This window comes from Agathobacter sp. (assembly GCF_977054825.1).
In genome coordinates this window covers 42,564-62,738 of the sequence record NZ_CDRTEH010000016.1, presented here as the reverse complement: position 1 = coordinate 62,738, position 20,175 = coordinate 42,564, and the positions used below count along the sequence as shown (strand labels likewise).

Genomic DNA, 20,175 nt, shown 5'->3' with positions numbered 1-20,175 from the left:
GCACCATTTTTTATACCCAAAGATGCAGACGTGATCAAAAATAGAAAAATTCATACAAAGAAACGCCAAAACCGACATTTGCCGGAGTTGGCGTTTCTTAATTAGGGACTTATTTTACAGCCCCTTTAAAATTTCATTTTTGGTCTATCGTTAAAATATGCAAGTTATATGGTGTAGTTCGTTTAAAACTGTTATACTAGGATATATCAGAAAATAAGTACAATCTACAGGAGGATTATCATGATTATAAAAAACGGCATTGTAGCTGACCCGGCGTCAGGTCTCTACGAACATATGGATATACTTGTAAAAGATGGAAAAATAGAAAAAATTGCACCTGACATCTCATGTGCGTCAGACGCTGCTGCAACTGAAAACGAAGAAATAATAGATGCATCCGGAATGATTGTCGGACCGGGACTTATCGACACTCATGTGCATTTCCGTGATCCGGGCTTCACATACAAGGAAGATATCCACACCGGTTCCCTGGCTGCTGCAAAAGGCGGCTTCACAACTGTCGTGTGCATGGCAAACACAAAGCCGACAGTGGACAATGTGGATACACTAAAGGACAACCTGGCACGTGGAAAGCAGGAAAAAATCCGCATGTATCAGGCTGCTGCAATATCGCACTCCCTCAAAGGACAGGATGAGGTTGACATGACAGCTTTAAAGGAAGCTGGAGCCTGTGGCTTTACCGATGACGGCATCCCGCTTACAAATGCCGCCTTCTGCTACAGCGCCATGCAAAATGCCGCAAGGCTTGACATGCCGATAAGTCTCCATGAGGAGGACCCTGCATTTATCACAAACAACGGCATCAACCACGGAAAAGTATCTGACGCTCTCGGTATCTACGGCTCACCATCCATCGCTGAGGAGGCTCTTGTCGCAAGAGACTGTCTGCTTGCGCTGCGCAGTGGTGCCGATGTTGTGATACAGCATATCAGCTCCGGTGTATCTGTTGATATAGTCCGCACCTACAAAAAGCTTGGTGCAAGGCTCCATGCCGAGGCCACTCCTCATCACTTCACACTGACTGAGGATGCTGTCCTAGAGCACGGCGCCCTTGCCAAGATGAATCCGCCTCTTCGCACTGAAGCAGACCGTCAAAAGATTATCGAGGGACTTATCGACGGCACAATTGACCTTATCGCAACAGATCATGCGCCTCACAGCACCGAGGAAAAATCAAAGCCCGTGACCGAAGCTCCAAGCGGTATCATCGGTCTTGAGACATCTCTTGCCCTTGGTATCACAAGCCTTGTCAAACCGGGCCATCTGAGCATGCTTGAGCTTTTGGAAAAAATGACTATCAATCCTGCCAGGCTGTACCACATGCCTTACGGTACTATCTCAGAGGGTGCTGCTGCAGATTTTGTCATCTTTGATCCTGACAAAAAATGGGTACCAAGCGAATATGCATCAAAATCATCAAACACACCTTTTACCGGCACGGAACTGACCGGTAAGGTGAAGTATACCGTATGCGGTGGAAATGTGATTTATTCGGATAGATAAATTGTGGATGTACTATTAAAATAAGCAGATTGTGAACGCATGTGTTCACAATCTGCTTTTTCTACTTTTCCACCAGCTCCAGGCAGTCTCCATAGTGCCTCTGCAGTGACTTTAAGTCCATAATCATCACATAAAATACTCTGCCATTGTGCACTGAATCCACTATCCTGCCATGGTCGAGCACTGAAATATATGTGCCGTCTGCTTTTCGCATATGAAAGAAAATATAATCATTTGAATGACCTCCGTCAAGCTGCGACCATATGCTTTTTTGACAGCTTTCCTGTTCATCCCGGCGTATCAGATTGCGGAAGCTCTTACCTGTATATGCAAGCAGCTCATCCATATTTTTACAGCCTGTAAGCCTAAGCAGCTCATTGTTTGCAAGCAAAATCTCATCATTTTCTTTATCTGCCCTGTAAACAATGAAAGCTCCCGGCATATTTTCAATAATATCCTTCACTGCAAAAGCAAGCTTTGCGCGGCGCTTTACATGCTCACCCTCACGATATGCCATGCAGCCGTTCTTCCCACGCATTTTCACCTCATAAAGTGCCATGTCCGCACACCGCATGAGCTGGGAACGGTCATCAGCCAAAACAGGATACTCCGCAAAGCCCAGTGAAATGGTAAATGCATGCTCTTCACCTTTACAATAAAATTTCCTGGTTTCCTCTGTAAACTTCTTAAGAAAAGGCTTAACCTCCACTACCGTGCAATCCGGCATGAAAATGCTAAACTCATCGCCTCCGTTTCTGCCGAGTATGACATCCTTTGAAAAATACTGCTTCATGCTCTCTGCAAGCTTCTGCAGTGCACCATCCCCCGCCGCATGTCCATACACATCATTAACCAGCTTGAAATCATCAATATCAAGCATCGCCACAACACAGTGCTTTTGCGGATTCTGTCTCATATATTGCTCAACCTGATCATCAAAGCCGAGCCTGTTGTAGATACCGGTCAATGCGTCAGTCACAGCAAGTCTCTTGAAATTCTTTCTGTTTTCATTGATGAAAATCAATGCTGCTGTAAGCCCTGCCAAAAGCAGGACTATAATTACACCTCCGATGAACAGGTATAACAGATATCTGTTGTTGTAAAAACCGCTCTTGGGGAAAATTTCAAGCCTCCACTTGTCTCCATACACGTCAAAGTTATATATCACCGGATTGCTCAAGGCTTCCTTTGAACCGTAAACCCACTCATACGTATCATCCCACGGCGAAGTGCTCTTCTGCAGACTATACTTATATCCAAAATTAGAAAGAGCCTCTACCGATTCAGAAAATATTTCCGGAACCTTCAGTATAACAATTGTGAAGCCCCAAAAGCTCTTCTGTCCATTTTCATCTTTCAAATAAACAGGATTGCGCACCGCTATGCCATATCCTCCCTGCTTCAGCTCATACGGTCCCTGCATAATCACAGTGTCATTATCCCTCGCATAGCGTGAAATCTCTCCCCTGTCACTATCATTTATCAGATCTATCTTACCGGATTCATTACCCTCCTCAGGGTATATTTCCGTCACGACTCCATTCGGTGCTATCTGTATGCTCTGAATCGAAGCTTCCATCATATTTGCTGCAACACCATTAAAACTATTTATATTTCCATCATTACTTATGACAACCTGCTTTAAGGTATCGGTAACTCCGATTCCCTCCATAAGCTCGCCATTTATACGCTCCGCATATGTCATCGCATTGAGCTTCGCTTTTGTCCTGTTCTGCTGCTCTTGCGTCTCGCCGACTCCATATATCGCGCCAATTAACGCACACATGCCCAATACAAATACCACTGCCGGAACAATGAATCTCTTTTTTAGCTTTCTCATTTGTATCACTTTCTAAAATCAATACCTATCTGTCCCACATGATTTTAATATTATAGCTTTACGATAATGAAATGTCTATAAATTTACATAAATTTCCAACACTTCAAACTCATAAGCAAAATTAAAAAAAGCCTCACTCATTATTGAATGAAGCCTCTACTTTTATCATATACTGTAAATCTACAATTGATTTTTTATGTTTTATTATTCCAATTGCTCTTTCTTTATCCATAATATTACGTCCTCCTTTGAATATATTATCTAAAGAATAATGTTCAAAGTAAAGCAATCATCACATTACATCGCATATATAGTTACGCAAAGAGTTACTGTTCACACCTAACAGTGTGAACAGCAACCGCAAAGATTCTTTGACAGGTATTTTCGAATAATCGGATTGACAAATAACATTTCATATAGTATTATCACCTTGTAAAGAAATGGGTTTTTTGTCTGGTACGCGTCTATTTGCCGAGAGAGTTGCTCGTTTCTTTTTTTATGTCTATAATATCATATAGATACATTTTTCCATCATTTGAGTGACGTACAAGCAAAGAGGCATGAAAAATATTATATCTTTCTAATTCGCCCTTGTCGCCATAGACTGGAAGTGCAAATCGTGAATCGTATCGATACCAGCCATTTTTAGCATCTCTTTTATGTTTATCTTCTTCATTATTTCTAAAATGTTTTCCAACAGCAATCTCTATAAGTTCTGGAATTCCCGTTGCTGCATTTGCTTTTGCTTTTGCATTCATTCCTTTTATACTATTTGTATACTTTGACCCACTATACTCTTTTGGCAAATCCGAACCTATATAAATTGCATCTCCTGTTGCAACAATCGTATAGAATTCTCCAATGTACTCTTTTAAATATTCTCTGACGTCTTTCCAATTAACAGAACGCTTTCGCTTAAATATGATATCATTAATCACAACAATATTATTGCCATCAATATCTTGAATAACAGATACATTTCTGTTGTTTTTCTTGACTGCATTGTTATCATTAATTTGATTGCATATTCCTACTAATTCAAAATATCTTAATAATCTTCTTCTCGTTTCATCATCTGACATTCTAAATACTTCGACTATATGTCTTTCATCTAACATATAATCCGTCTGCACAACCTTTTCTTCTTCCTCGTCCTCATCACAAAGCAAATCCACAAGCGACATATCAAGTGCCTTACATATAGCAACAAGCTTGTCTGCCTGTGGGTTTATCTTTTTCTTTCGCCAATCGCTTATCGTACTGGTAGCAATACCGGTTCTTCGCGATAACTCAATCTGGCTCATATGTAATTCTGCTAATCTATCAAAGATTTTTTCATATATATTCATGATATAATATCTCCTTCACACATTTTATTATTCCGTATTTTCGGATATTGTATCATAAATATAAAAGTATCTCAATCATTTTCTACATGGCTCAGTTCTCAAACGATTACTCTACTCAAGACCCACTGTACAATGGAATGGTGAAACACACTTTTCCCTTAAAATCCAGATGATTATTTCAGCTCTTGTTACAAATTGCTGATTCTGTTTAATATAATGTCGCATTTCTCTAAAGGTACGCATAATAAAAATGCTTTGTTGCTTCCATTTTTCCTCCACACCCTTAGGCTCTCTTTATCGGATGCCTGATTACAGTCTTCAACTTCTCCGGCGCTACCCTCCTCGCATCGCTCAGATAAATCTCGTGGTGCATTCTCCGATCCGTTATATCAAGTGTATATCCCTGTTCTTCCATAAACCTGTGCATTGCATCTACCGTAACAGGCTCATCGTCATACGCTCCGATATGCATACATTGTACACATAAGCCTTCCTCATAGGAAAAAAACTCAGCCTTAGAAAAATCCTGCTTTTTCTTTGCCGTAGCTTTCCTGACAGCCCAGTCGAAATCTTCCATGGTAACAAAATCCGGCAATCGAATGACAGAGATCCACTTAAAATCTTCCTTACGAGCATAATCAATTCCGGATACTCCATCTTGCCACCAGAATCCCTCTAATGGCGGCACGACATAATCGAAATATCCGTCAATCTGACGATCTTCCTTTTTGCTCATTTTAATCGTAAATGCAATTCCATACAGAAGTCCGATAGCCTGCTTGTATTCTCCGTCTGCATCATTTGGATTGCCGCTTCCTCTTATCGCTATATAGTTCATTTTCGGAACAGTTACGATAGACGGTGTGCCTTTCGGCATATAAAATTCTTTATATTCCTTCTTGTAGTCAAAAGCCATATCCTTTACACTCCCTCCAAGTCCTTCACTTCATAAGTTTTTAATATTTCCTCTGCATTCCTGCAAATAATGTCCCTCACTTCTTCCGGCTCAAGCACCTCTACTTTTGCTCCAAATGTCATAAGCCATGTCACAAGGTTTTCCATATCCGTATAGTCTGCTGAAAAGAGCAGCCTTTCATCATCCGTTTCTGTAAAGCAGTTCGGTCCAAATTCTTCAACCAGCCGCCACTTCATATTCGGTGTAAAAAGAGCTTTAACCTTTATCCCATCCGTAAAAATCTTCTCCTTTGATAAATCCGGTATTGGTACATCTCTGCGCAGAAATCCTCGGTCTGTTTCAACAACACAATCCATGCGGTTCAATTTGAAAAGTCTGTAATCTTCACGTTCTAAACACCACCCCCATACATACCAGCTCGACCATTTAAAAACCAGATAATATGGTTCTACCCTTCGGTTGCTCTCTCCTGACGGAGCGTAATACTTAAATTGTATGATACGCCTATTTTCTATTGCGCTCTGGATTACCTCAATCTTTGGAGCCAGAGAATCCTTATACCATGAAGATAAGTCAATCAGCATAGAGTCTCTTCCACTGATGAACTCTGATGATCCGGTCTGGATTTTCTCCATTAGCTGACTATAGTACCTGCTCCCGCTCACACTGTCAAGACTACGCAAACCTGCAAGAATCATCTGCATATCTTTGGAACTCAAAATAGTCCTGTCCATACGATATCCATCCATAATACTAATACCACCGCCGGTCCCCTGTGAAGTCCTTATGGGAATCCCTGCTTTGCAAAGGTCTTCAATATCTCGATTTATTGTCCTTCGAGATACCTCAAATCTTTCTGCCAGTTCAGGAGCCGTTGTCTTTTCTTCCTGCAGTAAGATTGACAATATACCGATAAGTCTATCTATTTTCATAGTTTATTACACTCCATACATATCATACCTAATTCAACATGACAGCTATATGTCATGTTTATTATATATATGAAAATTTTTTCTGTAAACAAAAAGCCTACGAACATTAGGTTTTATTCCCAATGTCCGAAGGCTTAATAACATTAACTTCTAAATTTATTCATTTGTTAATTCCCGCATTGAACAATTTTATCGACGTCAGTAAAATGGTCTATTCCTCTTTTTTCTTCATTTTTTCATAATATGCTTTATATCTATAAATCGTCCGCTCACTGACATTGTTTCGCTTCGCAATTTCTACCATCGTCATACCGCTCTCATATCCAATGACAAAATCATTATAAATTGCCATCCACTTGGCGTTATGTTTCTGACGACCGCTTAATTTACGATTTCTGTAATATTCCAATTCCTCCCGAAGGGCTGCATTCTCTTTTTCCAACTCCTCAATTCTTTTTAATGCCTCTTCAAATGTTACAGATTTCTCCATTACCCTGTCCTCCATTCATGTCATTCTCGTTTTGTCTATATTATAAGCATATGTATTTCTTTTGTCAATTCGATTATGTCATATTTCATTTAATATTTTTTCCGCAGCAAAAGTCTGGTTCCACTACATGAGTTTCATTGCGTTCACTTCCGTCTAGTGTGGTAAAATCAAAGTTGAATTTTTCAACAGCGTTGCAATCACCGGAGTATATTTAGATACTCCATAGTCTTCAACAATACTGGTTATTCTAGCTCCTGCATCCTTTGATGAAGCCCCACATAAGAAAACCCTTTCATCAGCAGTTCCATAATCCAACACTATAAATCGATCATGAAATATACCACCGGTCTTTTTCATTGATATTTTTACGGATGGATATTCTTTACAAAAATCTGTAAATTCTATGTTGTGAAGTTTATTGTTTCCAACATTATCACTGAATAAAATAATAGCTACTCCGGCCGGAGAATTCTTAAGGTGTACCAGCGTCCTTAAGCCAATATAATTGTCAACAACATATATTGACGACTTTGCCTGTTTATAAATGGACTCATATACCTCATCTGCACTACTGAATTTTGCATTAAACATGAGCCACTTTTCATCATCATCTGAAACAAAGCTGTTCATCATATCAGCCAGCTCAGATTTTGTCACAACATCCTTCAATCCTTCTGCAACATCTGAAATCTGTTTTTCAAGAGAAATCATATCTGAGTTGATTTTGTTAATTTCTATTCTATTGTTAGCAGTTTCCATACTTAACTGAAGTATTTCACGTTGACCTATTAAATCACGATTTTCTAATATGTAATCTTTCATTCTTTTGAAGGTTCTCACCAATGCAATGCTTTGTCTTACCGCAAGTTCCCCTTTTAGTACAGTCATTAACATGTATACACCTTGTTCCGTAAAAACGTAAGGATTGCTGCGGGATTTGCTGCTTATATTTGCGGTCACAAATTGTGACCGCAAATATTCAACTTCATTATCAGATAATTGAAACATCATATCATTCTGAAATCTTTCTATATTTCTTTTTACCTGCTGATTAAAAGCCTTAAGTTCATATCCATATACTTCAGCCAGATCTGCATCTAATAATACTTTACATCCCCGAAATTCATATAATTTTTGTTTCATAAATTCTTCATTGATCTCAATTACTGCAATTTCATCTTTCTTTTTATCTTCTGCCATAGAACTCCTCCATTCATGCCATTCTCACTTTGTCTATATTATAAACATAGGTGTCTCTTTTGTCAATTCGATTATGTCATATTGTATTATTACAATATGACATAACAATTGAAATACCGCTTATACCGTTTACAGGCTATACTTCTCCCAAAGCAGGCTGCCTTTATCTAGTTTTTATCAAAACTAAAAAAAGCCCATTTTTCGTCCTTGGGAACATATCCTAAAAACGAAATTGGGCTGTTTCTTTTAAACCGGTTCAGTTGCTCACCCGCTCGAGGAGGCAAATACTTTCTACATGCGTCGTATGAGAAAACTGATCAAATGCCTGCCACTTTATGAGCTCATACTTTTCCTCACAGAGTATCTTCAAATCCCTTGCCAATGTTGCCGAATCGCAGCTCACATATACAATCCTCTCCGGTGACATCGCAAGCATTGTGTCAAGGCACTTCTCATCGCAACCCTTTCTTGGCGGGTCAACGACTATCACATCCGGGCGAAGCATATCTGTATGTCCGGTGGATGCTGTATCATCAGTGATTTTCTCAGTTTTCTTTGCATTCTCATAAAACTGTGGCAGCACCTCCTCAGCCTTTCCTACGAAAAACTGTGCATTTGTGATGCCATTGAGCTTCGCATTGTTTTTGGCATCCTCGATTGCCTGAGGCACTATTTCCACTCCGTACACCTGCTTTGCCTTCTGTGATAAAAAGAGCGATATGGTACCGATACCACAGTAGAGATCCCAGACATTTTCATTTCCTGTGAGCCCTGCAAATGCGAGTGCTGTGCTATAGAGCTTTTCGGTCTGCTTCGGGTTTACCTGATAGAACGACTGTGGCGAAATCTGATATGTGATGCCAGTCCCCTGTGGTGTGAAATCTGGGTAAGAAAGCAAATGTATGGTGTCCTCAATATATGGTCTGCCCCATATGCAGACCGTCTTTTTGCCGAGGATGACATTTGTGTTTTCCTTGTTGATATTGTAGGAAATTGATGTCATTCCATCGATTTTTGAGAGACTTTCGCACAGTGCACCTTTAATATCCGCTGCTCTATGTTCAGGATCCAGCTCATCTGCATTTATCACAAGACACACCATAATCTGCTTAGATGTAAATCCATAACGGATAAGCACATGGCGCACGAGCCCCTTGTGGGTATTCTCGTCATACGGCGTAATGCCGCACTCATTCATCCATTCCTTTATGATATCGAGTATCTCTTTGTTTTGCGGCACCCCAAGCCTGCAGTCCTCAACCGGGATGATATTGTGGCTGCGCGATGCATAAAAGCCCGTCACTATATTGCCATCCCTGTCATATCCCACCGGGAACTGCGCCTTGTTGCGATAGCGGTATGCATTATCTGCGCCAACAGGCGGCTGCATTTTACTGTCCAGCTCCGCCTCGGAAAATCCACCTATACGCATGAGATTGTTGCGCACCTTATCATTTTTAAATTCAAGCTGCTTTTCATAGGAGAGCGCCTGTATCTGGCAGCCGCCACACCTCTTGTGCAGCTCACATTCCGGCTCAACGCGAAAAGTGGAAGGGGTCTTAATCTCTTCCACTCTTGCGTAGCCATAGTTCTTCTTTAATTTTGTTGCGCGGGCTGTTATGACGTCACCAATCAGTGCATCCTTTACGAAAAAGGTCATGCCATCGTAGTGTCCTATGCCCTCGCCGTCTGTTCCCATATCTGTTATTTCAAGTTCAAATATGTCATTTTTTTTCATGCTTTTCTCTTCTTTATTATTTATGTATATAATTACTCTTTATAGTGTTTGTATCCGGCGCAAACTTTCACACCCCAAAATCACACCATAGCTATATTTAATATTGTCCGCCTTTTACACGCTTGTTCTGCGGAAATTTGTCTCCATAAATCTGTTGTAGCCCTGCCACTTTGTATCATTTTCAGGCACATTTACAAGCAGCTCCCTGAAGGTCTCCATCTTGGCATCTATGTTGTCTGCAAAGCTAAGTGCAAGCGCCTCTACAAGTGCAGGCTTTTTAGGAGAGCCAAACTCAAGCTCGCCGTGGTGGGCGAGTATACAGTGCTTCAGTTCATTTGCGAGCACTACCGGGAAGCCGTCGATGCTCTTAATCGCATCTCCTACCCACTCTGCACCAATCATGATATGTCCGAGAAGCTGACCTGCATCTGTATAGTCATTCTCCGGGAAGGTAGAGAGCTCCTTTAATTTTCCGATATCATGGAAAATAGCTGCTGTAAGAAGCAGGTCACGATTTAAAACCGGATACATTTTTGCAAAATAATCACAGTTCTTCGTCACACCGAGTGTATGCTCCAAAAGACCCCCTACAAAGCCGTGATGCACACTCTTTGCGGCTGAATGGAACTTGAAACGACGCTCAAACTCCTTGTTGTCAAAAAAGCTGTGTAAAAGCTGTGACAAATACTGATTCTTTACAGAACCGATAAAGCCCATGAGCTCCTTATACATGACCTCGACATCCTTATCACTGACCGGCAGATAATCGGCAGGGTCATATTCTCCCTCGTTTACCTTTCTCGCACGCTTTATGGAGCACTGCAAATTGCCCTGAAAGCTTGTGATATCACCGGTTATGGCTATGTAATCCATTGCGTCAAATTCCTCAATGCCTACTGAGCCGACATCCCATATCTTGGCATCCAGCGTGCCTGTCTTGTCCTGCAGGATGACATTGTCATAAGGCTTTCCGCTTTTTGTCATGGCTGTCTGCTTGCTCTTGCATAAAAAAATCTCATTGATTCTCTCTCCCTCGCGGAGAGTTGAAATATACTTCATATATCCTCCTAATTTCGGCTAATTCATCACTCCGATTTTCACCTGACAGGTAATCTCCGTGTAGCCGTTGCTTCCTTTTCTCTTTACTTTCAGATTGCAGGTATCCTCCGGTTTTTGCAGCATAAGCTGTGTGTTGTACGCGGACACATTCGACACCTCTGTGTTGTTTACCGCCACTATCACATCACCGCTTTGAAGCCCTGAGACAAATGCCGGTGAATCCATGGTAACCTGCTTTATATAAACACCCTTTGGGATGTTATATCTGTTTGCTATTTTTTCCGTAACTGTAGTACATGTGATACCTATGTACGGCACATCTGCGCCGCCTTCGAGCTTTTCAATGACCGATGACAGATTGCTTATGCTGACGGCCGTGAGCGTATTGTTTTCCTCCGCCGGATTGAAATCCTGCAGTGAAAGTCCTATGACCTGACCATCCGTATTGATGAGTATACCACTCTGTGACCTGTTGCTTGCGATATCTGTGGTGAGCACCGAGTAGTTGTTGTCCTGCGCTGACAGCTCGTTGGTTGTTGATGTTACAAGACCTGTGAGAATGGCATAGTTTGCTTCAAGTGCAATGACTGTTGCTCCCCTTGAAACAATATTTGAATTGCCAAGCTCCGCAACCGCTATAGCCGCTGTTGTGGCATCGTCCAAAAGTGATTTATCCACGGAAATAATCGCTATGCCTGTATTGCTGTCGTACTTGACCATCGCAGCGTCAGCCATCATGTCATTCACAAAGGTCACACTAAGCTTATCTGCCTTATCCACTACATTTTTCTCTGTCAGAATGATTAGCTGCTTTCCATTGTCCTTCAGTATCACTCCCACTCCCTGACCCTCGGTCTCATAGGAATTGTTGAAAATGTCAGTGGCATCTGTCACACCCGTGACTCCTACTACAAATTTCGTAGCTGCGGCACCCACTCTGTAGAGCTGGTTCTGCACTGCCTGATAATCTGCGAGTGTAGGCTGATAGGTCTGCGAAGACGGCTCAGAAGAAGTGCCGGACTCTGTGCTTTGTGTACCATTTTCACTATATGCATCGCTGCTGTCATCTATGCCTGACTGCTGTGTGGCGGTCTGCACATCATTATTATTTTTCCCATCTGAAGCTTTTTTTGATTGTCTGTTGATAACCGGCAGAAATATAGCAAAAACAATGCTTGCAGCCACTGCAAATGCTACTCCGCAGAGTGCTGCTGTGCCTGCTTTTTTTGCAAGTCTTTTTTTATTCAGCGGTTTATCCTTTATCTTTTCTCTGATAAATTGCTCCATATCGTCACCCTGATTAGATGTCTTTAGTTACTATCTTACATTATATTCTGAATTATATTGCGTTGCAACCATATTTTTGGTGGTTTTTTAAGGATTTTTCGGCTATAATATGTTAATATGAGTTTAAGCTTCAACTACCTATTAAAGATATTTTCAATAAATATCTGATACAGAAATATAAGGATATAGAAATGAATAAAAAAGTTTACAAAACATTGGAATATAACAAAATCCTCACCATGCTAAGCAGCTACGCAGCATGCGATGAGACGAAAAAGCGGTGTCTTTCGCTCGAGCCAATCACCGATTTATACGAAATCAGACATCTGCAGACCACCACTGCCGATGCACTAAGCCGCCTGTACAAGGACAGCGGAGTGTCCTTCGTGGGCATACACAATGTGCACGCTTCTCTAAAGAGACTCGATATCGGCGGTGCGCTGAATACGACTGAGCTTCTTCGCATCTGCAGTCTGTTGGAGGTTGCAAAGCGCGTGAAGGCTTATGGCAGAAGCGGCATGGACAATGAGAAGCAGGATTCACTCTCTAGTCTGTTTGCAGGGATTGAACCAGTTTCTGCGCTCTGCGATGAGATTAAGAGATGCATTTTATCTGAGGAAGAGATTGCCGATGATGCAAGTCCTGAGCTTTTTAAGATAAGAAAGGGCATACGCGGCATGAACGACAGAATCCATGCGCAGCTCACCAAGCTCATGAACAACAGCACTACGAGGACATATCTGCAGGATGCGGTTGTGACCATGCGTGACGGCAGATATTGTCTGCCTGTAAAGGCTGAAGCAAAGGGCAATGTACCAGGCATGATGCACGACCAGTCCTCTACCGGCTCCACTCTTTTTATCGAGCCTATGGCTGTCGTCAATTTGAATAACGAGCTCAAGGAGCTTTTCATAAAGGAGCAGGAGGAAATTGAGAAAATTCTTGCGGCACTCAGCGACAAGGTTGCCATGAATGCGGCTGCTTTGGAGCAGGACTACGAGGTTCTTTCAGAGCTTGACTTCATTTTTGCAAAGGCAAATCTGGCTAAATCATATAACGGTGTGGCACCGGAGTTCAACACCGAGGGGCATATCAATATCAGAAAGGGACGTCATCCGCTTTTGGATGCTAAAAAGGTGGTTCCTATAGATGTGCGGCTCGGCGAGGACTATAAGCAGCTCATCATCACCGGTCCAAACACAGGCGGTAAGACGGTTTCACTAAAGACTGTCGGACTTTTGACGCTCATGGGGCAGGCAGGCCTTCACATTCCTGCGGCTGACAGGTCAAAGCTCGCCATCTTTGAGGATGTCTTTGCGGACATAGGCGATGAGCAGAGTATTGAGCAAAGTCTCAGTACCTTCTCGTCTCATATGACCAATATCGTAAGGATTCTTGAAAAAGCTGATGACAGAAGCCTCTGCCTGTTCGATGAGCTCTGCTCGGGAACCGACCCGACAGAGGGTGCGGCGCTTGCCATCTCAATACTTAACAGGCTGCACCGGTATGGCGCCATCACAATGGCCACCACACACTACAGTGAGCTGAAGGTATATGCTCTTTCCACAGACGGTGTGGAAAATGCCTGCTGCGAGTTCAACGTGGAAACCCTAAGCCCTACCTACCGCCTGTTAATCGGTATTCCGGGAAAGAGTAATGCTTTTGCAATCTCATCAAAGCTTGGTCTGGATGAAAACATCATCGAGGATGCAAAAAGCAGGATTAATGACAACGACCTCGATTTTGAGGATCTGATTGCAAGTCTCGAGTCACAGCGACAGACTATCGAAAAGGAGCAGCTTGAAATCAACAGCTACAAGGCCGAGATTGAAAAGCTCAAGAAACAGCTCGAGGAGAAAAACGAGCGCATAGATAAGAGCAAGGACAAGATTCTGCGCGAGGCAAATGAGGAAGCCTACAAGATACTGCAGGATGCCAAGGAGCTCGCCGACAAAACCATCCGCAATTTCAACAAATACGGACAGGGACAGGCTCCTATGAGCCAGATGGAAAAGGAGCGCTCTGCCCTTCGTGACAAGATGAATGACAAGGAAAAGAAGCTGTCAGACATCAAGAAAAATACTGCCAAGGCTAATCACAAGGCGCCTAAGAAGCTGCGCATCGGTGATTCTGTGCTTGTGCTCTCCCTCAATCTGAAGGGAACCGTCCACACTCTGCCAAACGCCAAGGGCGATTTGTACGTGCAGATGGGTATACTGCGCTCGCTGGTTAATATTAATGACCTCGTGCTCTTAAACGACGATGTCTCACCTGCCAAGAAGTACGGTGGCAGCGGAAGCAAGATAAAGATGAGCAAATCGCTGTCAGTTTCATCAGAAATCAACCTGATTGGAAAAACTACGGACGAGGCACTTGCTCTCTTGGATAAATACCTAGACGATGCATATATCGCCCATCTTTCATCTGTGCGCATTGTTCACGGAAAAGGCACCGGCGCACTGAGAAAGGCTGTGCACGGACTTCTGAAGAGGACAAAAACTATTGCAGAATACCATCTCGGTGAGTTTGGTGAGGGCGATGCCGGAGTGACCATCGCAACCTTTAAATAACGACAATGTAATTTTACGGAATATAAATATTTTTAAGAAGGAGATTAGAAATGGCTGTTAAACAGAAAATACTGATAGTAGACGACGACAACAATATAGCAGAGCTTATATCTCTATATCTGACAAAGGAATGCTATGACACCAAAATCGTAAATGACGGTGAGCAGGCGCTTATCGCGTTTGAGCATTACAAGCCAAACATGCTTCTTTTGGACCTCATGCTTCCGGGCATAGACGGCTATCAGGTGTGCCGTGAGATACGTGCAAAGTCCGATGTGCCGATTATCATGCTCTCCGCAAAGGGTGAGGTATTTGACAAGGTTTTAGGCCTGGAGCTTGGCGCCGACGACTATATACTAAAGCCCTTTGACTCAAAGGAGCTTGTGGCAAGGGTCAAGGCCGTGCTCAGACGCTTCCAGCCTGCAAAGCCTGAGGCCTATGCTTCCGTAGATATCAAGTGTGTGGAGTATCCGGGGCTTATTGTAAATCTGTCCAACTACTCTGTCACCTATGACGGACAGCAGATTGATATGCCGCCAAAGGAGCTTGAGCTTTTATATTTCCTTGCATCATCTCCAAATCAGGTGTTTACAAGAGAGCAGCTTCTTGACAATATATGGGGCTATGAATATGTCGGTGACACCCGCACTGTCGATGTACACGTGAAGCGTCTCCGCGAGAAAATCAAGGACAAGCCAACCTGGCGCATCGCAACTGTCTGGGGCATCGGATACAAGTTTGAGGTAAAATAATGAAGCACACCATCTACACTAAGCTGTTAATCAGCTATCTGATTTACGGTGTCATCGCTTTTTTAATCATATGCACCTTTACACAGCATCTCACCACAGACCATATCAAAAGGCAGGAGGCTTCCAATCTCTATAGGGAGGCCTCCATCATAGCAGGTGACTATGCCAGTGAATACTTTGGCTCATCCATGTCGCTTAGCGATTTCCAGAATCACATGAAAATCGTAGCCGACTATATGGATGCCGAGGTTTGGGTGGTCAGCCCTGCCGGCGAGCTGCTCATGGACTCAGATGATCCGTCAATTGGCATCGATATTCAAAATGACAGCTCAGATCCTGTCGTGATAAACGGCTTTGATGTCGCCGACTTTGGCAGCAGCAATTACATGATTGGTAATTTTTACGGTTTCTTCAAGCATCAGATGCTGTCCGTATTTTCACCGGTAAATGTCTCCTACCAGAATATCGGCTATATAGTCATTCACAAGAGGATGAGCCATATCACGGCAGGTGTAAACGGATTTATGAATATCTCCTTTTACACTGTCGCTCTAATTATTGCGGTGGCATTTGTTCTGCTTGTCATGCTGAGCCGCTCCATTTACCGGCCTATCTCCAAAATCACAAAGACCGCAAAGAAGTACGCAAAGGGTGATTTCACTGCCCAGATTGATGTACATTCCAATGACGAAATCGGATATCTGGCAAATACACTCAACTACATGGCGACAGAGCTCGATACTCTTGAGGAGGATCAACGCAAGTTTGTTTCCAACGTATCACACGACTTCCGCTCTCCTCTTACCTCGATAAAGGGCTATGTGGAGGCCATGCTGGACGGAACCATACCTGTTGAGATGCAGGATAAATATTTAAATATCATACTTTTCGAGACCGAGAGACTTAATAAGCTCACCAAGAGTCTTATCGATTTGAACCAGTTCGGTCATCATGGCATCCATCTGGATATTGCAGATTTTGACATCAATACAATGATCCGCACGACAATCCTCACCTTCGAGGGTAAATGCAGCGAAAAGGGCTTAAGCTTTGACCTGGTGCTCACCGGAAAAGAGCTTTTCGTGCGCGGTGATATGGTCAAAATCCAGCAGATTCTTTACAACCTGATTGACAACGCTGTGAAGTTTTCAAATAATGATTCGAGTATCAAGATTGAGACGAGTATCAGAAATGAAAAGGTGTTTATATCCGTAAAGGACCACGGTATCGGTATACCGAAGGACAGCCTTTCAAAGATCTGGGAGCGCTTCTACAAGAGTGATTTGTCCCGTGGAAAGGATAAGCGCGGTACAGGACTTGGCCTGTCTATCGTTAAAGAAATCGTGCAGGCGCACGGTGAGAATATAAATGTGATAAGTACTGAGGGTGTGGGAACGGAGTTTATATTTACTCTGCCGCTCAGCAAAAAAGAAGGGTGAGGCGCAGTATATTCCTCAGAAAAAAAGAAGGGTGAGGCGCAGTATATTCCTCAGAAAAAAGCTCATTTCACTGATGCGAAATGAGCTTTTTTATCATATTCTTATGGTTCGTATTTACTGCCTGCCGGGTCGGTTACTGTGTAGTCGCCGCCGGATATATCGGCTGTGGTTTCAAAGTCTGTGATGTCCTGATTTACAGTACCCTCAAACAGGTCATATGTGAAGGTGTAGCCCTGTGCCGATACCGCTTTGACATATATTTTGATATTGCTTGCGGCTGTTACCGGGATTAAGTCTTCGATTTTTACTGTGCCTTCGAGACTATGGAGCTTGCCGTCATCCTCTGCCAAGGTATCACTTTCCGTATCCTTCTTTGAGCCATCTTTTTTGGTGTCATCCTTACGGCTTAAGGCGGATGTGACAGAGTCTGTGTCTGCACCTTCTGTGCCGTTTTCTGCCAACAGCTGTCTGATATCGTATGTCTTTAGCTCTGTATCCGAGCTTGCGACCACGAGCTGCACACTGCTAAAGTCAAAGTAATCATTTCCCATGACTGCTACATCTACATCTGTGCCAAGCTTTATGCTGCCATTGTCAAAGGTTGGTTTATCGGCAAGTATACCGGATGCTACATTTTTGAACACTGATGTCACACCCTCAAACTCATCGAGCACCTCTGTGCTTCTTTTATTTCCGTCAACAAACAGAAATGTCACATTGCCTGCATAGTCCTCAGACAGAGGAAGTGTAGCCTCTCCTGTATACTTTATACCGTTTAGCTCGAGTGGTATCTCGTTTGTACCGAAAAATACACTGGTTTTTGTGTCCTCTGTGTACTCCTTTGGCACTACAGAGACAGAGACTGTATAGGTCATATCGGTAAAGTCTGCACTTTTTAAGGAAATGTCCCAGTCTGTTATGAGGCTGGCCTCCTCCTCAAGAGTGGACTTGATATCATCCTGCATGGTCTGCACATCTGAAAGTATCACTGATGTGTTGTCTGATGTGTATGCCATCTGTGTCTCGAGCTTTTTTATTCTGTTATTAAGCAATACTGCCCCCGCAATAAGTGCGGCGAGCAGTATTATGGTAATCGCATTGAAAATATTCTTTTTCAAATTCATATTATAATGTTATTCCTCATCTTCCTCTGCAGCTATAGCTATTCCAAGCTCCTCAAGCTGCTTTGGATCTACAGTTCCGGGTGCCTCTGACATGAGGTCCGAAGCGTCCTTTACCTTAGGGAATGCAATAACCTCCTTGATATTGTCTGTATGTAACATATGCATGCAGATACGGTCAACACCAAAGGCAAGTCCTGCGTGTGGCGGTACACCATATGAGAATGCGTCAAGCAGGAATCCAAACTGCTCATGCGCACGCTCCTTTGTGAAGCCAAGCACCTCAAACATCTTCTCCTGGATGTCATCCTGATGGATACGCACTGAGCCTCCACCGAGCTCTGTACCATTGAGTACGATATCATATGCCTTTGCACGAACTGCGCCAGGATCTGAATCTATCTTGTCCCAATCCTCCTCCATAGGCATGGTGAATGGATGATGCATTGCCATAAATCTGTTTTCCTCATCAGACCACTCAAGGAGTGGGAACTCTGTTACCCAGAGGAAATTGTACTTGTTCTCATCAATCAGACCAAGCTCAGCTCCGAGCATGAGACGAAGCGCTCCGAGTACATTCCATACGATTTTATTCTTGTCAGCTGCGAAAAGGAGTAAATCTCCCGGCTTTCCGTTCATCCTTGCAACAAGTGCATCAAGCTCCGCCTCTGTCATAAACTTGGCAAATGATGACTTGTATGTGCCATCCTCATTGATGCACAGATAAGCAAGTCCCTTTGCTCCACAGCCCTTTGCATGCTCTACAAGCTTGTCAATCTTCTTACGAGGCATCTTTGCCTGTCCCTCTACATTGATACCTCGGACAGAGCCACCGTTTTCAAGAGCTCCTGTGAATACTCCAAAGCCACAGTCCTTTACCACATCCGAAACGTCGCAAAGCTCCATACCAAAACGAGTATCAGGCTTATCAGAACCAAATCTGTCCATAGCCTCCTGCCAAGGCATACGCTTAAACGGAATCTCAACATCCACATTGATAACCTCTTTGAAAAGGTGCTTTAACAGTCTCTCATTTACCTCGATTACATCATCGATATCTACGAATGAAAGCTCCATATCGGCCTGTGTAAACTCAGGCTGTCTGTCTGCACGCAGATCCTCATCACGGAAGCATCGTGCAATCTGGAAATATCTGTCATAGCCTGAAGCCATCAGAAGCTGCTTAAAGAGCTGTGGTGACTGAGGAAGCGCATAAAAATGTCCGTGGTGTATACGGCTTGGCACGAGATAATCCCTGGCTCCCTCCGGTGTAGACTTGCAAAGGATTGGTGTCTCTATCTCCAAAAAGCCCTCGTTTGCCATAAAGTCACGCATCACGCGAAGCACATTGCTTCTGAGCATAAGGTTTCTCTGGATATCAGGACGGCGAAGATCCAGATAACGGTATTTAAGTCTGATGTCCTCGCTTGTCTTTGAATTCTCCTCGATCTGGAATGGAGGTGTCTGTGCCTCTGAAAGCACTCTGATTGATGTAGCGATAACCTCGATATCACCTGTCTTTAAGTTCTCATTGACAGCGGCTGTTCTCTTCTGGACAGTTCCCTCAACTGCGATGACGAACTCACTTCTTAAGGTGCCTGCCTTTTCAAAGCCCTCTGCACCTACATTCTCCTCACCGAACACTATCTGAAGTATTCCGCTTCTGTCTCTTAAATCTACGAAAATGAGACTTCCTAAATTTCTTCTCTTCTGTACCCAGCCCATCACAGTGACCTTCTCACCGATATTGGCATTTGATACCTCTGTACATCTATGGCTTCTATGTAAGCCCTGCATTGATTCTGCCATTTTATGCTCCTTATATTTCTACTTTTATATATTTATTCGTAACTATTAAAAATTACCCCATGCACATTCGCAAAACCGCACGATACTCGTGCTTTGTCTACACTCCGTTCCGGTCCACGCAACAAAGCTAATCTGCTCACATGTGCAGG

The 20,175-nt window shown here is 43.0% G+C and carries 15 protein-coding genes; 4 read left to right on the top strand and 11 right to left on the bottom strand.

Annotated elements, in window-relative coordinates; translation table 11 throughout:
• The first annotated feature begins 240 nt into the window (after positions 1-240).
• Positions 241-1,524: a dihydroorotase gene (locus tag ACW6PM_RS11160; protein WP_456057210.1), complete on the top strand. Its 1,284-nt coding sequence runs from the start codon at positions 241-243 to the stop codon at positions 1,522-1,524.
• A gap of 61 nt (positions 1,525-1,585) precedes the next feature.
• Here ACW6PM_RS11160 and ACW6PM_RS11155 read toward each other — a convergent pair whose 3' ends face one another.
• The 9 genes from ACW6PM_RS11155 to ACW6PM_RS11115 all read right to left on the bottom strand — a co-directional run bounded on the left by ACW6PM_RS11155 (position 1,586) and on the right by ACW6PM_RS11115 (position 12,335).
• Entirely contained in the window at positions 1,586-3,364 is a 1,779-nt protein-coding gene (locus ACW6PM_RS11155; RefSeq protein ID WP_456057209.1) for a diguanylate cyclase domain-containing protein, read from the bottom strand.
• A 464-nt stretch (positions 3,365-3,828) separates the two neighbouring features.
• Positions 3,829-4,713 carry a helix-turn-helix domain-containing protein gene (locus tag ACW6PM_RS11150; protein WP_456057208.1) on the bottom strand — a complete coding sequence of 295 codons (885 nt, stop codon included), beginning with the start codon at positions 4,711-4,713 and terminating at the stop codon, positions 3,829-3,831.
• Positions 4,714-4,996: 283 nt separating this feature from the next.
• Complete coding sequence (locus ACW6PM_RS11145; protein WP_456057207.1) at positions 4,997-5,629, bottom strand: GyrI-like domain-containing protein; 633 nt, start codon at positions 5,627-5,629, stop codon at positions 4,997-4,999.
• A 5-nt stretch (positions 5,630-5,634) separates the two neighbouring features.
• Positions 5,635-6,561, bottom strand: a complete 927-nt coding sequence (locus ACW6PM_RS11140; RefSeq protein ID WP_456057206.1) for a helix-turn-helix transcriptional regulator — start codon at positions 6,559-6,561, stop codon at positions 5,635-5,637.
• Positions 6,562-6,772: 211 nt separating this feature from the next.
• The gene (locus ACW6PM_RS11135; protein WP_456057205.1) at positions 6,773-7,051 is read right to left on the bottom strand and encodes a helix-turn-helix domain-containing protein; all 279 of its coding nucleotides are present in this window, start codon (positions 7,049-7,051) and stop codon (positions 6,773-6,775) included.
• A 153-nt stretch (positions 7,052-7,204) separates the two neighbouring features.
• Entirely contained in the window at positions 7,205-8,251 is a 1,047-nt protein-coding gene (locus ACW6PM_RS11130; protein ID WP_456057204.1) for an ORF6N domain-containing protein, read from the bottom strand.
• Positions 8,252-8,507: 256 nt separating this feature from the next.
• Complete coding sequence (gene rlmD, locus ACW6PM_RS11125) at positions 8,508-9,989, bottom strand: 23S rRNA (uracil(1939)-C(5))-methyltransferase RlmD (protein ID WP_456057203.1); 1,482 nt, start codon at positions 9,987-9,989, stop codon at positions 8,508-8,510.
• 114 nt (positions 9,990-10,103) lie between these two features.
• On the bottom strand, positions 10,104-11,048 hold the full coding sequence (locus ACW6PM_RS11120) for a 3'-5' exoribonuclease YhaM family protein (protein ID WP_012743669.1): 945 nt from the start codon (positions 11,046-11,048) through the stop codon (positions 10,104-10,106).
• 18 nt (positions 11,049-11,066) lie between these two features.
• Entirely contained in the window at positions 11,067-12,335 is a 1,269-nt protein-coding gene (locus ACW6PM_RS11115) for a S1C family serine protease (protein ID WP_456057202.1), read from the bottom strand.
• A 191-nt stretch (positions 12,336-12,526) separates the two neighbouring features.
• On the opposite strand from ACW6PM_RS11115, the gene ACW6PM_RS11110 reads away from it, so the two are divergent.
• Genes ACW6PM_RS11110 through ACW6PM_RS11100 form a run of 3 tightly spaced genes read left to right on the top strand, consistent with a single transcriptional unit; the run spans position 12,527 to position 17,096 of the window.
• Complete coding sequence (locus ACW6PM_RS11110; protein WP_456057201.1) at positions 12,527-14,905, top strand: endonuclease MutS2; 2,379 nt, start codon at positions 12,527-12,529, stop codon at positions 14,903-14,905.
• Positions 14,906-14,955: 50 nt separating this feature from the next.
• Positions 14,956-15,657 (top strand): response regulator transcription factor, encoded by a 702-nt coding sequence (locus tag ACW6PM_RS11105; protein WP_012743672.1) that lies wholly within the window; start codon positions 14,956-14,958, stop codon positions 15,655-15,657.
• Entirely contained in the window at positions 15,657-17,096 is a 1,440-nt protein-coding gene (locus ACW6PM_RS11100; protein WP_308651181.1) for a HAMP domain-containing sensor histidine kinase, read from the top strand. Before ACW6PM_RS11105 ends, ACW6PM_RS11100 begins: the two co-directional genes overlap by 1 nt.
• A 101-nt stretch (positions 17,097-17,197) precedes the next feature.
• On the opposite strand, the gene ACW6PM_RS11095 is transcribed toward ACW6PM_RS11100, so the two are convergent.
• The gene (locus ACW6PM_RS11095) at positions 17,198-18,220 is read right to left on the bottom strand and encodes a hypothetical protein (RefSeq protein ID WP_456057200.1); all 1,023 of its coding nucleotides are present in this window, start codon (positions 18,218-18,220) and stop codon (positions 17,198-17,200) included.
• Positions 18,221-18,229: 9 nt separating this feature from the next.
• A complete protein-coding gene (aspS, locus tag ACW6PM_RS11090) occupies positions 18,230-20,026 on the bottom strand; it encodes an aspartate--tRNA ligase (protein WP_456057199.1) in 1,797 nt (598 codons plus the stop codon).
• Positions 20,027-20,175 lie beyond the last annotated feature (149 nt).

What these genes read in the sequence shown, in the direction of transcription:
- ACW6PM_RS11150 (WP_456057208.1), bottom strand. Translation starts at nt 4,713, where the DNA reads ATGAATATATATGAAAAAATCTTTGATAGATTAGCAGAATTACATATG.
- ACW6PM_RS11105 (WP_012743672.1), top strand. Translation starts at nt 14,956, where the DNA reads ATGGCTGTTAAACAGAAAATACTGATAGTAGACGACGACAACAATATA.
- ACW6PM_RS11130 (WP_456057204.1), bottom strand. Translation starts at nt 8,251, where the DNA reads ATGGCAGAAGATAAAAAGAAAGATGAAATTGCAGTAATTGAGATCAAT.
- ACW6PM_RS11155 (WP_456057209.1), bottom strand. Translation starts at nt 3,364, where the DNA reads ATGAGAAAGCTAAAAAAGAGATTCATTGTTCCGGCAGTGGTATTTGTA.
- ACW6PM_RS11120 (WP_012743669.1), bottom strand. Translation starts at nt 11,048, where the DNA reads ATGAAGTATATTTCAACTCTCCGCGAGGGAGAGAGAATCAATGAGATT.
- ACW6PM_RS11115 (WP_456057202.1), bottom strand. Translation starts at nt 12,335, where the DNA reads ATGGAGCAATTTATCAGAGAAAAGATAAAGGATAAACCGCTGAATAAA.
- ACW6PM_RS11100 (WP_308651181.1), top strand. Translation starts at nt 15,657, where the DNA reads ATGAAGCACACCATCTACACTAAGCTGTTAATCAGCTATCTGATTTAC.
- aspS (WP_456057199.1), bottom strand. Translation starts at nt 20,026, where the DNA reads ATGGCAGAATCAATGCAGGGCTTACATAGAAGCCATAGATGTACAGAG.
- ACW6PM_RS11140 (WP_456057206.1), bottom strand. Translation starts at nt 6,561, where the DNA reads ATGAAAATAGATAGACTTATCGGTATATTGTCAATCTTACTGCAGGAA.
- ACW6PM_RS11145 (WP_456057207.1), bottom strand. Translation starts at nt 5,629, where the DNA reads ATGGCTTTTGACTACAAGAAGGAATATAAAGAATTTTATATGCCGAAA.
- ACW6PM_RS11110 (WP_456057201.1), top strand. Translation starts at nt 12,527, where the DNA reads ATGAATAAAAAAGTTTACAAAACATTGGAATATAACAAAATCCTCACC.
- ACW6PM_RS11095 (WP_456057200.1), bottom strand. Translation starts at nt 18,220, where the DNA reads ATGAATTTGAAAAAGAATATTTTCAATGCGATTACCATAATACTGCTC.
- rlmD (WP_456057203.1), bottom strand. Translation starts at nt 9,989, where the DNA reads ATGAAAAAAAATGACATATTTGAACTTGAAATAACAGATATGGGAACA.
- ACW6PM_RS11160 (WP_456057210.1), top strand. Translation starts at nt 241, where the DNA reads ATGATTATAAAAAACGGCATTGTAGCTGACCCGGCGTCAGGTCTCTAC.
- ACW6PM_RS11135 (WP_456057205.1), bottom strand. Translation starts at nt 7,051, where the DNA reads ATGGAGAAATCTGTAACATTTGAAGAGGCATTAAAAAGAATTGAGGAG.